Source organism: Rhodococcus sp. B7740 (assembly GCF_000954115.1).
In the GTDB taxonomy this organism is placed as follows: domain Bacteria; phylum Actinomycetota; class Actinomycetes; order Mycobacteriales; family Mycobacteriaceae; genus Rhodococcoides.
The window spans coordinates 5,277,003-5,290,659 of the sequence record NZ_CP010797.1; the positions used below are offsets into that span (position 1 = coordinate 5,277,003).

The following is a 13,657-nucleotide window of genomic DNA, read 5'->3' on the forward strand; positions in this document are numbered from 1 at the left end:
TGTCGTCAGGCTGCTCGCTGTTTTCGTCGGTGGTAGCTGGGGATGGGTTGGCGTGTGGGGTCGATGGATTCGGGTGGGATGGCGTAGGGGTGTCCGTCGTCGCCCATGAGCAGTTGCCAGTGGCCGTGGTGGACGAGGCGGTGGCATTCGCCGCAGACCAGCGCGAGGTTGTTCAGGTCGGTTCTGCCGCCGTGTTCCCAGAACCTCACGTGGTGGGCGTGGCACCACTTTGCGGGGCGGCCGCACATGACGCAGCATCGGTCGCGGATGGTCAGGGCGATGCGTTGGTCGTCGGTGGCGAGTCTGGTGGTGCGCCCGAGCGCGAGCGGGACGCCGTGGTGGTCGACGATCACCGGGGTGAGGTTGGCGTCGCAGGTGAGTAGTTCGGCGAGGGAGCGACTGATCGGGCCGGTCCAGTCGGTGTGGAACGGCCACTCGGCATCGCCCGGCTCGGGAACGGACTTCTCCCTCGCATCACTACCACCGGCAGCGTCACAACCGTCGGTGCTGCGACCGACACGACTCTGGGGAGAGTCACCGGTGCATGAACGGTCGCCGGCACCAGAACTCCCTTTGGCGCGTTGACCGCGGCCCGTGGCTCGATCGGGACCGGCGTCGGTGTCTTCGGTTCGTGAACCGCCGTCGATACCAACACTCTCGCTGACGCGGTGACCGCCGTCAGCACCACCATCGGGACCGTCGTCGGCATTACTGGTTCGTGAGTTGCCGTGGGCACCAGCACTCTCGCTGGCGCGGTGGCCGCCGTCAGCACCGGTAGCGTGTGTTGTCGAACCCCGTTGGTGCGCTGGCAGTTTCCTTGTTTCTACGGTCGCTGAGCAGGTCGCGCAGCGGAACGATCAGGTGCACCGACGCCCGCGACCCACCCGACGCCCCGCGGCTGCCACCGCGGAGGTGACGGTCGAGAATCCGATCGAGTGCATCGGCCCGCCGCTTCGACGGACTCCGCGCGTCACGTTCCCCACCCGGGCCCGGCCGCGGAGCCGTCAACGGCGACAGGGCGGTGAGCAGTTTCTCGGCGAGGAGCCGGTCGACATCGCCACCGATCTGGAAGCGGCCACTGGCCAGCCGGTGAACATCGAACCGGTTCAGGCCCGGGTTCTCCGACACCGGTACCGGCGGCGGCCCCGACGGAACAGGTTCGGGCCCAGCAGGTTCGGGCCCTGCATCACCCAAGCCGCCTGCATCACCCGGGCCACCTGCGTCACCGGAGCCACCGGCATCGGTTCGGCTCGCCTGTTCCCGCTCCCGTTCTCGTCGCTGCTTCTCGGCCCGCGCATGTCGAGCTCGCGCGTCCTCCGCCGCGGAGTGCGCCAAGGCCTGCGCTCGTGCGGTGACCTGTCCGGCGGTGCCGCGCATCGCGGTCTCGAGCAGTTCCGCGACGACGGCGTCGTGGCGCTGCTCGTCGAGGGTGGGGTCGGCGACCACGACGGTGGCGTAGCCGTCGGCGATCGCCGAGGCGTGGCCGGCGTGGATGTCACCGCCGGCGAGGGCGTCGAGCACGTTCGGCCATTGGGTGAGCCATTGCCCGAGTTCCATCTGGCGGGTTGCGGATCCGTCGGTGATGCGCACCGACTTCGCGTACCAGCGGGTGACCGTCGAGTGCCCGAGTTTCATCGCCAGGCCACGTCGGTCGATCTCGGCGAGCAGTGTCAATCTTGCTGCAGCCAAAGCGTTTTCGTGGGACGACACGTCGGCGAGCTCGGAGACCAATTCCTGGTCCGCGAGCTCGAACACATCCCCCCATGTCTTCACCCCACGAAAGCTATACCCACCCACCGACACGTTTCTGCGACGCCGGTCAACGCTTCCAACGAATACGGATTGGGCCCTTCGCAGTCGAGGGATCGACCACTGATCCCTTCTGGGTGATCTCGACCTCTCCCGCGTCGACCATCCGACGGGCGGCGCGGCGGACCGGTTCCATCAACTCCCGCCAACCGTCGTCGGACAGGGCTCGTGCGACGTCGGACGGGCAGATCGTGGAGTCGCGGGACCGAGCGTCGAGCAGAGAACGGATCTTGTCTTCGAGTTCTTTGTCGGTGGCGCTCACCTTGTGTCGCCGGCACGCATCGCTGCAGTACTTGATGTCATCCCAGTTCTTCTCCCACTTCTTACGCCACTCGATTCGCCGCCCGCACGATGCGCAGACCTTGTCGGCGGGCTGCGCAGTGGAGGAGCGACGAGAATGGGCCATGCTTCGACAGTAACCTCGTTGCATGGCGATTCGACCCATTCTCGTTGCCGGTGACCCGCGGCTGACGACGGTCGCCGAACTCGTCACCGTGTTCGACGCCGATTTGGCGGCGTTCGTGAAGGACCTGTTCGAGACCAACACCGCGGCGCACGGGGCCGGACTCGCTGCCAACCAGGTCGGCGACCCGCGTGCAGTGTTCGTCTACGACCTCAGGGACGGCGGGGTCCGTCACCGCGGGCACGTGGTCAACCCAGTGCTCGAGACGTCGGCGATCCCGGAGACGATGCCGGACCCCGGAGACGGTGAAGGGTGTCTGTCGGTACCGGGGGAGCGGTACCCGACCGGCCGCGCAGACTGGGCCCGCGTGACCGGTGTCGATGTGGAGAACGCGCCCGTCTCGGTCGAGGGCCACGGTTACCTGGCTCGGTGTCTGCAGCACGAGTCCGACCATCTGGCCGGTCACCTGTACCTCGACCGCCTGATCGGCCGCAATCAGCGTGCTGCGAAGAAGATGATCAAGGCACGAGGATGGGTCGGCCCCGGCAACAGTTGGCTGCCCGGGTCCGATGCGGACCCGTTCGGCTGGTGAATCGAACCGGCGATCAACACGCGCCGGTGAGTGCGCATGCCGCTGCGCGTTCCAGCTTCCAACGGCCCTCGGAGACAACGAAACCGATCGAGGACGTCGGCCCGACGGACGTGCCGCTCGCCTCGACGCGGCCGGGCGCGACGACGTCGATGCGATCGAACGACGCCTCCGACAGGCTTCCACCGCTGTCGAGCAGAGGTTCGATCTCCTCGGCGGTGCCTTCGAGCGCGTCGGCGCGGTCGGACCGTTCGGCGGTCCAGTCGAAAACGGTACGGAAGATGGCGGTCGCTTCGTCCGGGGTAGGGATGGCTGTGTGCGCGACGGAGGGAGGAGGGGGCGGGAACGACGACGGCGCAACGTTCACCGCGGCGTCGATGCCCGGCTCGGGTTCCGTTGCGGCACAACCTGTGAGCGCGACCAGAGCCAGTCCACAGAGCACGCGACCGACGATCATCAGAACGGGTTGTAGACGTAGAGCATCCGGTAGTCCCACTCCGAGGATCCGGCCGGGATTCGGATCTCCGTCAGGACCCGGCCGTTCTGGGAGCACGAACCGCGGGCGTGAAACGACCAACAATCGATCCGCCGACTCGTGCCGAACGGGCTGACGATCAACGATTCTGTGCTCGCCGCGCCGTATGCCGCAGGGTCGAAGGCGCTGACGAAACTCGAGGTGGAGTCCTTGGGCCCGAACGGGTTGTCGTCGGGAGCGGCGGAGGCTGTCGGCGCGACGAGCACTGCGCCGCCGATCGCCAGCGCGACTCCGGCGAGGATCTTCTTCGGCAATGGTGGCTCCGTTCGTTTCGAGCACGGCTACTCAGTGCTCATGGGATCGGCCGCAACCGACCGCGCGTTACGAACCGGCTCCTTCCTCGAACGCGGCACACTGGAGTACATGACAGCACTCGAAGCGCCCATCGTTGCCCAGCGGCTCGGCCGTCGTCTCGCGATGTGGGGCGGTGGAAGTATGCTCGTCGGAACGGTGTTGGCGTTGCGCGGGTCTTCGCCTGCCCGGCGGGCGTTCGGTCAGCAGACTGCGGGGTGGGGTGCGATCGATCTGGCGATCGCGGGTGTAGGCGCGCTGAGCTCGAAGCCTCCGACTGCCGCGAGTTTGAGCCGGCTGCTGTGGATCAATGCCGGTCTCGACGTCCTCTACGTCGCGACCGGCGCGCACATCGCCGTCAGAAAGCCTCGGTTCGGCGGCCGGATCACCGCTGACCAGGCGCTGGGCCACGGCTCTGCGGTCGTCGTGCAGGGCGCTGCGCTTCTCGCATTGGACACGACACACGCCCGCATGATTTCCGGGTAATCACACGAGTGTCATTCTCGCCGTTGGCGTTTTGTCAAGTACCGACACGTCTGATTTGTTGCGCGATCAGTAGATTTGCGTAACACTCGTCCCATCAGTCACATCAGTATCGTGGGTCACACGGGAAACGGTGGGTTCGTCCATGCGTGTACGTAGTCGGCAGATTGCTGTCGGGGCTGTCCTGGCACTGGCAGTGAGCGGACTCAGCGCTCTGACCGCGCCCACCGTGTCGGCCGAACCGTGCGGTGGGCTCGGTGGGCCGGGCTCGTCTCCGCTGTTCGGGTCGTCGGGTAGCGCCGGGATGTCGGGCAAGAACCCGCAAGGCCCTCAGGGGCCGCTGCCTCGGATCACCGGCAACACCCAGAGCATCGCCTGGGTCACCGGTCCGCAGAGCGTGAACAACACCTACAACGACCTCGCGATGTCCGGCACCGACCTCGGAATCAGCTGGGACAACGGGGCCGGCCAAATCCTGATGGCGTTCGGTGACACGTTCGGAGACTGCTCCTCCGGCAATGCGCAGTGGCGCAGCAACGCGCTCTTCCGGTCGGACAAGGCGTCGACGAATCTGGCGCAGGGAGTCGAGATCGGTCCAGCCGACCCCGCAGACAACACCTCCGGTGCCGTCGTGCGGGCCGGTAGTCCCAACTATGCAGCCGAGATCATCTCCAGCGCAAAGCTGCCCAGCGTCGAGGACACGACGATTCCCACGGCGGCCATAGCGATCGGCAACACCCAGTACATCAACTACATGTCGGTGCAGAGCTGGGGCAGCCCCGGGCGCTGGATCACGAACTACTCGGCGACGGCGAAATCCACTGACAACGGTCAGAATTGGTCGACCGACCCCAAGACGATCCGCGTCAACAAGGGTGTCACCATTCCGGGCTTCACCAACGTCCACGAAAGCCAGGGCAAGTTCCAGCAGAGCGCGTACGTGCTGGGTCGAGACGGCAAGTACCTGTATCAGTTCGGCACACCCAACGGACGATTCGGCGATGCCTTCGTCTCACGGGTGGCACCGAGCGACATCGAGAACCTCGACGCGTACGAGTATTCGACGCAGGATCCGGATCCGACGAAGCAGTGGTCGAAGAACATCGGCGACACCGTTGCGATCGTCAAGGGCCCGGTCAGTGAGATGTCGGTTGCATGGAACGACTACCTCGGCCGCTACGTGATGATGTACGGGGACGAGAACACTCGCACATTGGTCGCTCGCACTGCCGACAATCCCGAGGGGCCCTGGAGTGCGCCGAGGACCATCCTCGATGCCAATCAGACCGCCGGCGGAATCTATGCGCCGTTCATTCACCCGATGTCGAGCGGAAAAGACCTGTACTTCACTGCTTCTCGGTGGTCGGACTACAACGTGCTGCTGTTGAAGACGAATCTCGACGCGCTGAAGTGATCTCCGCGGAGCGTTCGATCGCCGCCTGCAGGTAGGCATCCACCTCGAGATCTTCCGGGGCGGAAAGTAATCCGCGCCGGATCGTCGAAAGATATCTGCTCGACGGTTCGCCGGGCTCTCGGGCGATCGAACTTGTCAGCGTGAACGCGGGTCGTCCGTCAATGTCCGGAAGTCGGAGTAGTGCATCGTATTTCCCACGGAAGCTCTCACCTTCGCGATCCACTGCCAGCTGCGACCATTGCCCGATGGCAAGTGTCTCCGTCCCCCCGACATCGATGGATGCGACGACGTTCTCGACGGCAGCCAGGTGAGCGAACTGGACGCGGTCGAGTAGATAGCCATGTGCTACAGACCGATTCGCGGCATCTGCCGTCGTCGAGACGAACGCGGACGCTCCGGTCCAGCGCCGCGAGACTCCGGCGAAGTACAGCGGATAGTCGATCCACAGCCATTTTTCCCCGGCAGGCAACGCTGTCGAGGGTGCCGGTGGGTGCGCACCGAATTCGGAGCTTTCGTCGGATCCCGTCAGGTAGCTGAAAAACCTCTCGCGCAGGAGATTCGACCCGTACGAGACGTACCAGAGCCGACCCTTCACTCGGTCTCGAACAGCTGCCGGTATGCCTCGGCGAGCAGGTCGGCCGCGAGGTCGTGGTTGTGTGACGCTGCGCCCGTCGAGTTGCCGGATCGCATCAGCCTGGCGTTGAGGCCGTAGGCGAGGTCGTCGAACGTGTCGTCGTCGATCCCGAGGTCGACGTCCACGTCTTCTTCCAGCAAGGCACCGAGGTCGATCGACCACGACCACACACGTTCGTCCCGGTAGGGGCCGCGCCCGGCGCTGACGGTCTCGTTGGAGACCTCGAGTTGCTCGTCGGTCCGGTCGCGCGGAACGTTGGTGTTGATGCGCAGGTCGAGTTCGATCGTGTCGTCGTCGTGCACGATCTCGTCGACGCGCAGCGTCTCGAAGCCGCCGCACCTCAGCGTCAGCAAGCGCCGAGGCCCGGTGTCGACGTGTTCGTCGGACAGGGCGGCGATCTGCCACAGGTACTTCGCGGTGTTCGCCGGGTCGGGGATCGAAGAGTTGATGTAGTCGGCCACGATGCTGCGGATGGCCGGGTATGCGATGTGGTCGGACAGTTCCCAGAACTGCTTGCGCGCCTTGCCGACGGACGTGTCGAGCAATGTCGCCCGCTTGGCCCTTTCCTTCGGCAGCGCAGATTTCGCGCTCGGAACGTCGCCCAGGGAGGCCGGCTCCGAGGGGCGTTCACGTAGACGGGTCAGGTGCGACACGAGATCTCGCAACTGCTCGAGCTGATCGGCAGTCCCGGCTGCGAAGTCGAGTGCTTCGATGTCGGTCCACGCGTCGAGGTCGGCGATGAACTGTGCCGCGACCGAGTCGGAGTACCCGACGTAGGCCTCGTTGTCGGCGAAGTGCAGAACGTAGAGCCCGGTTCGGTGTTCCTTGGCCGCGAAGACCGTGGCGATGGATCCGGCGTCGGTGACGTCGTACCGCTCGAAGGTGAATCCGTCGGATGTGGAAGCTGTCGGCATGGCTGTGAATCTACCGATGTGAGTCGAAAGCACCTATTTTCGGCCGTGTCCGCAATGTCGGGAATTCGTTCCAGAAACCAATGATTTAGGTGAACCTTCGTAAACTGGATGTTCAGACTTGTTCTCGCACCGCATGTTCCGCATTGTCCGATGTACCGGAAGTACTTCCGCTACCGTGAACGAAAGTTGAATTCGTGGTGCTATCTTGTGGAATGTCTGTTTCCATCGCTAACGAAACAAGCAGGTAACACGCGGTGTGAACAATGCCGAGAGCAGTGCCATCGGGCACGGCCGTGGTGCTCGATGGAAGGTGGTTGCGCGTGGGCGGTTATCTTGCGCGGAGGTTGCTGAACTACGTCGTCCTGCTGCTCATCGCGACGTTTCTGACCTACCTTCTGGCGTCGCTCACGTTCGATCCGCTGTCCAATCTCCTCAGTCGCAACCCGCCGCCGTCGAGCGCTGTACTCGACGCGAAACGCGCGGCGCTGCATCTCGACGACAACCCCGTGTTGCGCTACCTGAAGTGGCTGTGGGCTGTGCTTCATGGTGACTTCGGTCAGACCATCGCGGCCGGCTCCGTCAACGACGAGTTGTGGCGACGCATTCTCGTCTCGCTGCGTCTGGTGGTGCTCGGCACCGTCCTCGGCGCGGTACTGGGAACACTCGTAGGTGCGTACGGTGCCGTCCGGCAGTACAAGATCTTCGATCACGTCGCCACTGTCGTGACGTTCATCCTCATCAGCACCCCGATCCTGGTTCTGGCGCCGGTACTCAAATACCTTGCTGTGCAGGTCAATCAGAGCACCGGTAGCCAGTTCTTCCAATACACCGGTGAGACGTCGACAACACTCGCTCCCGGTCTGATGAACGAAATCATCGACCGTGCTCAGCATTTGCTGTTGCCGACCGTTGTCCTGATGTTGTTCACCATCGGTGGTTACAGCCGCTACATGCGTAGTTCCATGCTCGACGAACTGAACATGGACTACATCCGTACGGCCCGCGGCAAGGGCCTCACCCGCGGCCGCGCGATTTTCAAGCATGGCTTCCGAACTGCATTGATCCCGATGGCGACGCTCTTCGCGTTCGGGATGGGCGCGGTGATCACCGGCGCGACCTTCACCGAGCGAGTTTTCGGGTGGTACGGCATGGGGGACTGGCTGATCTACGGCATCACCAGTCAGGACATCAACATCACGCTCGCGGTCTCGCTGTTCACCGCGCTGTCGGTCCTCGTCTCCGGAATGTTGACCGACATCTTCACGGCCGCATTGGATCCGCGCGTTCGCTACGCGGACTGACCCACCACTTCGAGTAAGGAAAGGATCGGCGATGGCGACACCTGTGGTTCCCGAGATCGCTGCGGTCGAGGGCCCGAGCGACTCGACGGCTCCGATCACACGCAGGCGCTTGGTGCTGCGCCGGTTCCTGCGCAACCGGCCTGCGTTGGTGGGCATCGTGGTGCTGCTCGCGATGTTCGTCGGCGCATTCGTACTCCCGCACTTCATTCCCTTCACCTACGAGGAACTCGACGCGTACGCGCTCAACTCGCCGCCGACCACACGACACTGGTTCGGCACCAACCAGATCGGGCAGGATGTTCTGGCTCAGACGCTGCGTGGACTGCAGAAGTCGCTGATCATCGGCATGCTCGTCGCGCTTATTTCCACGGTGCTTGCCGGTGTCGTCGGCGCGGTGGCGGGATACTTCGGCGGTTGGACCGACCGCGCGCTGATGTGGGTCGCCGATGTTCTGCTCGTCGTCCCGAGCTTCCTGGTCATCGCGATCTGCTCACCACTGTTCCGCGACAAGAGCTTCTTCATCCTGGTGTTGCTGCTCGCGGCGTTCGCGTGGATGATCACCTCCCGCATCATCCGTGCGATGACGCGGTCGTTGCGTGAGCGCGAATTCATCCGTGCCGCCAAGTACATGGGTGCGACGCCGACGAGTGTCATCGGGAAGCACGTGCTGCCGTCGATGGCGTCGATCCTCATCGTCGACGTCACGCTCAACGTGGGTATCGCCATCATCGGTGAGGCGTCGCTGAGCTACTTCGGTTTCGGTGTCCAGCGGCCCGACGTCTCGCTCGGAACCCTGATCGCGGACGGTACGTCGTCCGCGTTGACCTATCCGTGGCTGTTCGCGTTCTGCTGTGGCGCACTGGTCTTGATCGTGCTGGCAACGAACTTCGTCGGCGACGGCCTGCGCGACGCATTCGATCCGAACTCGACGAGGGGACAGGCACGTGGCTGAGACTGTGCCGGTGTTGAAGGTCAGCGGACTCGAAGTCAGCTTCCCGAGTGAGGAAGGCCGCGTCACCGCGGTCCGCGGACTGGACTATCAGGTCGACAAGGGCGAGGTCATGGCCATCGTCGGCGAATCCGGCTCCGGTAAGTCGGTGTCGTCCCTGGCCGTCATGGGGTTGCTTCCGCAGACCGCACGGGTCACCGGGTCCATCGAGCTGAACGGCCGTCAGCTACTCGGACTGTCCGACCGTGAGATGTCCCGTGAGCGTGGGCGTTCGGTGGCGATGATCTCGCAGGACCCATTGACTGCGCTGACGCCCATCTACCGGATCGGTGATCAGATAGCCGAGGCGATCTCGGTACACAATCCGTCACTGAGCAAGGTGAAGGTCCAGGAGCGGACCCTGGAATTGCTCGATCTGGTCGGCATCGCCGATCCGAGAACACGGGCCAAATCGTATCCGCACGAGTTCTCCGGCGGTATGCGGCAACGCGTCGTCATCGCGATGGCCATCGCGAACGATCCCGATCTCATCATCGCCGACGAGCCGACCACTGCCCTCGACGTGACGATCCAGGCGCAGATCCTCGACCTGCTGCGCACGGCCCGTGACGTGACCGGAGCCGGCGTCGTGTTCATCACCCACGACCTGGGAGTCGTTGCCGGCGTTGCCGATCGGGCCATGGTCATGTACGCCGGGCGAGCCGTCGAAACTGCTCCAGTGGACGAGCTGTACGCGCACCCGTCCATGCCCTACACCGTGGGCTTGCTCGGCTCGGTCCCTCGCCCGGATCGTCCCGCGCAGGAGCGCCTGGTGCCTATCGAGGGCACGCCGCCCGCTCTGGTGAATCTCCCTACGGGCTGCCCGTTCGGGCCCCGATGTCCGCTGCACACGGAGGCCTGCGACAAAGGCGAACCACCGTTGATTCAGGTTGCCCCGAATCACAGCGCGGCGTGCATCCGTATCGATGCGGCGACGGCCGAGTCGGTGGAGGCGGAATTCGAGGGTGCCCCACGGTCGGAGGCACCGGCCGAATTGGTGGTGACCGTACCGAAGGATGCTCCGGTGTTGTCGGTGACCGATCTGCACAAGAGCTACCCCATGTTCAAGGGTTCGGTACTGCGTCGACGCGCGGGCGAAGTGCCTGCGGTGCAGGGCATCAGCTTCGATGTCCACGCAGGGTCCACCTTGGCGATCGTCGGCGAATCGGGCTGCGGCAAGTCGACGACCCTGCTCGAGATCATGGAGTTCGTGAAGCCGCAGCAGGGCTCGATCAGAATCAACGGAGTCGAGCCTTACGGCCTGAGCCGAGCCGAGCAACGAAAGCTGCGCGCGCACATCCAGATCGTGTTCCAGGACCCGATGGGCTCGCTCGATCCGCGAATGCCTGTGGGGGAGATCATCGCCGAGCCGTTGAAGATCAACGGCGTGCCGGTCGACGAGCGCACCCGCCGGGTTCGGGAACTGATGGACACCGTCGGAATGCGTCCCGAGCTCGCCGATCGGTATCCCACTCAGTTCTCCGGCGGGCAGCGTCAACGTGTCGGCATTGCACGGGCTTTGGCGCTCAAACCGTCGATCCTGGTGCTCGACGAGCCGGTGTCCGCGCTCGACGTGTCGATCCAGGCGGGCGTGCTGAACCTGCTCCAGGATCTGCAGGAGGAGCTCGGACTGGCGTATCTGTTCGTCTCGCACGACCTGTCGGTGGTGCGTCACCTTGCCGACGAAGTAGCGGTGATGCGCAACGGGGTGTTCGTGGAGAAGGGCCCGACGGCGCAGATCTTCGACGCACCCGAGGACCCGTACACACGGGCACTCCTGAAAGCCATCCCCATCCCCGATCCGGTGCTCCAACGAGCCCGAATCGCCGAGGCCGCACAGCTGGCCGACGCCATCTGACCTTGCAGGTTACGTGCACACTGAGAAAGGTGAATTGATGAAAGCCAAGCTATTTCGGGCACTGGTCCCGATCGCGGTGGCCGTGACCACCGTAGGACTGGTGGCGGGGTGCAGCTCCGGCGACACCGGGCCCAACGCCGATGCGCCTGCGTCGTTCGAGAGCGGAGCGCAGATAAACCCGCATCCGATCACCGATCTGCAGCAGGGCGGGAACATGAACTTCCCGCTCACGCAGGTGACTGCCAATTACAACTACTACCAAATCGACGGCACAACGGTCGATACCTCGCGGTTCTACGCCGCGCTGATGCCGAGGTCGTTCACCGCCGCAGCCGACGCGAGTCTGACGGTGGACACGGACTTCTTCACCGACATCACCGAGTCGGAGGTCGACGGAAAGCAGGTCATCACCTACAACATCAATCCCAAGGCCAAGTGGAGCAGCGGGAGGTCGCTGGACTACACCGACCTCGTGGCAACGTGGACCGCGAACAGCGGGAAGGACCCGGCGTACGAGGCTTCATCCACGGCCGGGTACGACAAGGTCGAATCCGTCGTGCGCGGCGAGAACGACCAACAGGTGATTCTGACGTTCACGGAGAAGTTTGCCGACTGGCCATCGCTGTACTCCCCGCTGATGCCCGCAGAGTCGGTGAATACCGTCGACGCCTTCAACACGGGATCGGTGAGCACGATGCCTGCCACCGCAGGCCCGTTCCGTATCCGGACCATCGAGCCCGGGGGTAAACGCATGATTGCGGAGCGCAACCCTGATTGGTGGGGCGAAAACCCAGCGGTGCTCGACACCATCACGTTCCTGCCACTCGATTCGACGGCCTCCGTCGGCGCGTTGCAGAGTGGCGAGATCGATTACTACGAATTGGGTAGCAGCGCTGACGCATTCAAGGTCGCGCGGGGTATCCCGAACATCGACCTGCGGCAGAGCCTGGGTCCGCAGTACCGCCATTTCGATTTCAACGGCGCGCCCGGGCGCATCACGTCGGACAAGGCGGTCCGGTTGGCTCTGATGAAGGCGATCGACCGCGATTACCTGGCCACCTCGCAGCTCGGCCAGATCACCTCGAACCCGACGGTGCTGAACAACCACATTTTCGTCGACGGCCAGAAAGGTTACCAGGCGAACAACGGCGACGTCACGTTCGACCCGGAGAAGGCGAAGTCCGAACTCGAGGCCGCCGGATGGACGATGAACGGCGAGTTCCGCTCCAAGGACGGACAGCAACTCGATCTGCACGACATCATTCCGGCGGACACCCCGAATGCGACGCAGGAAGCGCAGATCATCCAGCAGAACCTCAAGGCTGTCGGCGCCAACCTCATCATCGACGCAGTGCCGTCCGACGACTTCTTCGAGAAGTACATCCTGGTCGGCGCATTCGATGTCACCCACTTCACCTGGGAGGGAACGCCGTACACCTCCAGCAGTGACGGCATCTTCCGCCTGACGCCCGGCAGTACGCTGCAGAATTACGGTCAGGTCGGGTCCGAGGAGATCAACGGATTGCTCGACACGGCGGCCGGCGAGCTCGACGACGACGCACGTTTTGCCGACTACAACGAGGCAGACAAGGCGATCTGGGCGGAGGGGCACAGCCTCACGATGTTCCAGCGTCCGTCGACGTACGCGACCAAGTCGAATCTCGCGAACTTCGGCGCTCCGGGATTCGGTGACCTCGATATGTCGAAGGTCGGGTTCCTGAAATAGCTCACGGTCTCGGATATCCGGTCGGTGCCGCGGCAGCCACGTTGGTTGTCGCGGCATCGACCGTTGTCGTGATCGCACCGCTGAGTTTCTTCGTTGCGCTCGTCGTCCTCGTCTGGACGGGTTGGTCGGTGGCGTGCGCTCTCCTGTCCGGGCGATCAGCACAGACAACGACCGCCCGAACCACAGTGCGGCGAGTTCGGTTTCAGCACCGCATGCGGTCGCGAGGTTACCTGGAGGTCCACGAGAAGACAGGGCGGGCCTGGTATCCCGTCTACTTCCACACCGGGCTGCTGGCGATCGTTCCCGACGCCGCCGCGAGCGTGAGCAGGTCGATCTTCGGTCGGCGTGCTGTCGTCGTGGAACCGGGGATTCTCGCCGTGCCGTCGGGGCGGCGTCGCACGTCGTTACCTCCCGGCACACCCCTCGATGCCCCTCGCCTCAACGACGTCGATCTGCGTACGCGCAGTGAAAGATTCGGATCGCTGCGCCGCCGAATCATGCTCGACGCCCCTGCCGCAGTGGCCGGCCCGTTCATCGGTCTGCTGTGGCTGGTCGTCGACGGCGGGGGATTCGCCGAGTTCGTAGCCGTCACCGTTCTGGCTGCGGTCACTGCGCTCTGGTGGTCGGCGATCGGTGGAAGCGATCCCAGCTGAGCCGTCCTGCCGGGTACTTCGTCCGACGCATGTTCGTAACTGCCGAGAAACACCCCCGG

General features: G+C 64.2%; 15 protein-coding genes and 1 pseudogene. 8 read left to right on the forward strand and 8 right to left on the reverse strand.

Annotation, left to right across the window (positions count from 1 at the left end; genetic code table 11):
- Positions 1-5: 5 nt before the first annotated feature.
- From NY08_RS26670 to NY08_RS26770, 4 genes and pseudogenes are all read right to left on the reverse strand, one after another.
- The gene (locus tag NY08_RS26670) at positions 6-812 is read right to left on the reverse strand and encodes an HNH endonuclease signature motif containing protein (RefSeq protein ID WP_327205225.1); all 807 of its coding nucleotides are present in this window, start codon (positions 810-812) and stop codon (positions 6-8) included.
- Positions 766-1,773, reverse strand: a complete 1,008-nt coding sequence (locus tag NY08_RS24710) for a DUF222 domain-containing protein (protein ID WP_235387030.1) — start codon at positions 1,771-1,773, stop codon at positions 766-768. Before NY08_RS24710 ends, NY08_RS26670 begins: the two co-directional genes overlap by 47 nt.
- A 46-nt stretch (positions 1,774-1,819) precedes the next feature.
- Positions 1,820-2,071 carry a DUF3253 domain-containing protein gene (locus tag NY08_RS26545; protein ID WP_235387273.1) on the reverse strand — a complete coding sequence of 84 codons (252 nt, stop codon included), beginning with the start codon at positions 2,069-2,071 and terminating at the stop codon, positions 1,820-1,822.
- A gap of 15 nt (positions 2,072-2,086) precedes the next feature.
- Positions 2,087-2,254, reverse strand: a pseudogene (locus NY08_RS26770) (DUF2256 domain-containing protein); the annotation flags it as partial.
- On the opposite strand from NY08_RS26770, the gene NY08_RS24720 reads away from it, so the two are divergent.
- Entirely contained in the window at positions 2,238-2,804 is a 567-nt protein-coding gene (locus tag NY08_RS24720) for a peptide deformylase (protein ID WP_045199357.1), read from the forward strand. The pseudogene NY08_RS26770 and the gene NY08_RS24720 overlap by 17 nt on opposite strands.
- A gap of 13 nt (positions 2,805-2,817) precedes the next feature.
- On the opposite strand, the gene NY08_RS24725 is transcribed toward NY08_RS24720, so the two are convergent.
- Together NY08_RS24725 and NY08_RS24730 are read right to left on the reverse strand one after the other, a co-directional pair.
- Positions 2,818-3,258: a hypothetical protein gene (locus NY08_RS24725; RefSeq protein WP_045199358.1), complete on the reverse strand. Its 441-nt coding sequence runs from the start codon at positions 3,256-3,258 to the stop codon at positions 2,818-2,820.
- On the reverse strand, positions 3,258-3,590 hold the full coding sequence (locus NY08_RS24730; RefSeq protein WP_045199359.1) for a hypothetical protein: 333 nt from the start codon (positions 3,588-3,590) through the stop codon (positions 3,258-3,260). Before NY08_RS24730 ends, NY08_RS24725 begins: the two co-directional genes overlap by 1 nt.
- A 40-nt stretch (positions 3,591-3,630) precedes the next feature.
- On the opposite strand from NY08_RS24730, the gene NY08_RS24735 reads away from it, so the two are divergent.
- Both NY08_RS24735 and NY08_RS24740 read left to right on the forward strand, forming a co-directional pair.
- Positions 3,631-4,113, forward strand: a complete 483-nt coding sequence (locus NY08_RS24735) for a DUF6992 family protein (RefSeq protein ID WP_200893153.1) — start codon at positions 3,631-3,633, stop codon at positions 4,111-4,113.
- Positions 4,114-4,255: 142 nt separating this feature from the next.
- Complete coding sequence (locus NY08_RS24740) at positions 4,256-5,524, forward strand: DUF4185 domain-containing protein (protein WP_045201116.1); 1,269 nt, start codon at positions 4,256-4,258, stop codon at positions 5,522-5,524.
- Here the strand turns inward: NY08_RS24740 and NY08_RS25950 are convergent.
- Together NY08_RS25950 and NY08_RS26550 are read right to left on the reverse strand one after the other, a co-directional pair.
- Positions 5,457-6,119, reverse strand: a complete 663-nt coding sequence (locus NY08_RS25950; protein ID WP_144407427.1) for a hypothetical protein — start codon at positions 6,117-6,119, stop codon at positions 5,457-5,459. The genes NY08_RS24740 and NY08_RS25950 overlap by 68 nt on opposite strands.
- Entirely contained in the window at positions 6,116-7,072 is a 957-nt protein-coding gene (locus tag NY08_RS26550) for a hypothetical protein (RefSeq protein ID WP_235387031.1), read from the reverse strand. Before NY08_RS26550 ends, NY08_RS25950 begins: the two co-directional genes overlap by 4 nt.
- Positions 7,073-7,392: 320 nt before the next feature.
- Between NY08_RS26550 and NY08_RS24750 the strand changes: the two genes are divergently transcribed.
- The 5 genes from NY08_RS24750 to NY08_RS24770 all read left to right on the forward strand — a co-directional run bounded on the left by NY08_RS24750 (position 7,393) and on the right by NY08_RS24770 (position 13,598).
- Entirely contained in the window at positions 7,393-8,373 is a 981-nt protein-coding gene (locus tag NY08_RS24750; RefSeq protein ID WP_032394960.1) for an ABC transporter permease, read from the forward strand.
- Between the two features lie 31 nt (positions 8,374-8,404).
- Entirely contained in the window at positions 8,405-9,325 is a 921-nt protein-coding gene (locus NY08_RS24755; protein WP_045199361.1) for an ABC transporter permease, read from the forward strand.
- Entirely contained in the window at positions 9,318-11,219 is a 1,902-nt protein-coding gene (locus NY08_RS24760; RefSeq protein ID WP_045199363.1) for an ABC transporter ATP-binding protein, read from the forward strand. The genes NY08_RS24755 and NY08_RS24760 overlap by 8 nt, the downstream gene beginning before the upstream one ends.
- Before the next feature lie 37 nt (positions 11,220-11,256).
- Complete coding sequence (locus tag NY08_RS24765) at positions 11,257-12,945, forward strand: ABC transporter family substrate-binding protein (protein WP_045201119.1); 1,689 nt, start codon at positions 11,257-11,259, stop codon at positions 12,943-12,945.
- Between the two features lie 212 nt (positions 12,946-13,157).
- Positions 13,158-13,598 carry a hypothetical protein gene (locus NY08_RS24770; RefSeq protein WP_144407428.1) on the forward strand — a complete coding sequence of 147 codons (441 nt, stop codon included), beginning with the start codon at positions 13,158-13,160 and terminating at the stop codon, positions 13,596-13,598.
- Positions 13,599-13,657: the final 59 nt, after the last annotated feature.

Excerpts from the sequence above, each read along its gene's own strand:
- NY08_RS26550 (WP_235387031.1), bottom strand. The coding sequence starts at position 7,072 with ATGCCGACAGCTTCCACATCCGACGGATTCACCTTCGAGCGGTACGAC.
- NY08_RS24755 (WP_045199361.1), top strand. The coding sequence starts at position 8,405 with ATGGCGACACCTGTGGTTCCCGAGATCGCTGCGGTCGAGGGCCCGAGC.
- NY08_RS24725 (WP_045199358.1), bottom strand. The coding sequence starts at position 3,258 with ATGATCGTCGGTCGCGTGCTCTGTGGACTGGCTCTGGTCGCGCTCACA.
- NY08_RS24765 (WP_045201119.1), top strand. The coding sequence starts at position 11,257 with ATGAAAGCCAAGCTATTTCGGGCACTGGTCCCGATCGCGGTGGCCGTG.
- NY08_RS24740 (WP_045201116.1), top strand. The coding sequence starts at position 4,256 with ATGCGTGTACGTAGTCGGCAGATTGCTGTCGGGGCTGTCCTGGCACTG.
- NY08_RS24770 (WP_144407428.1), top strand. The coding sequence starts at position 13,158 with ATGCGGTCGCGAGGTTACCTGGAGGTCCACGAGAAGACAGGGCGGGCC.
- NY08_RS24735 (WP_200893153.1), top strand. The coding sequence starts at position 3,631 with ATGGGATCGGCCGCAACCGACCGCGCGTTACGAACCGGCTCCTTCCTC.
- NY08_RS24720 (WP_045199357.1), top strand. The coding sequence starts at position 2,238 with ATGGCGATTCGACCCATTCTCGTTGCCGGTGACCCGCGGCTGACGACG.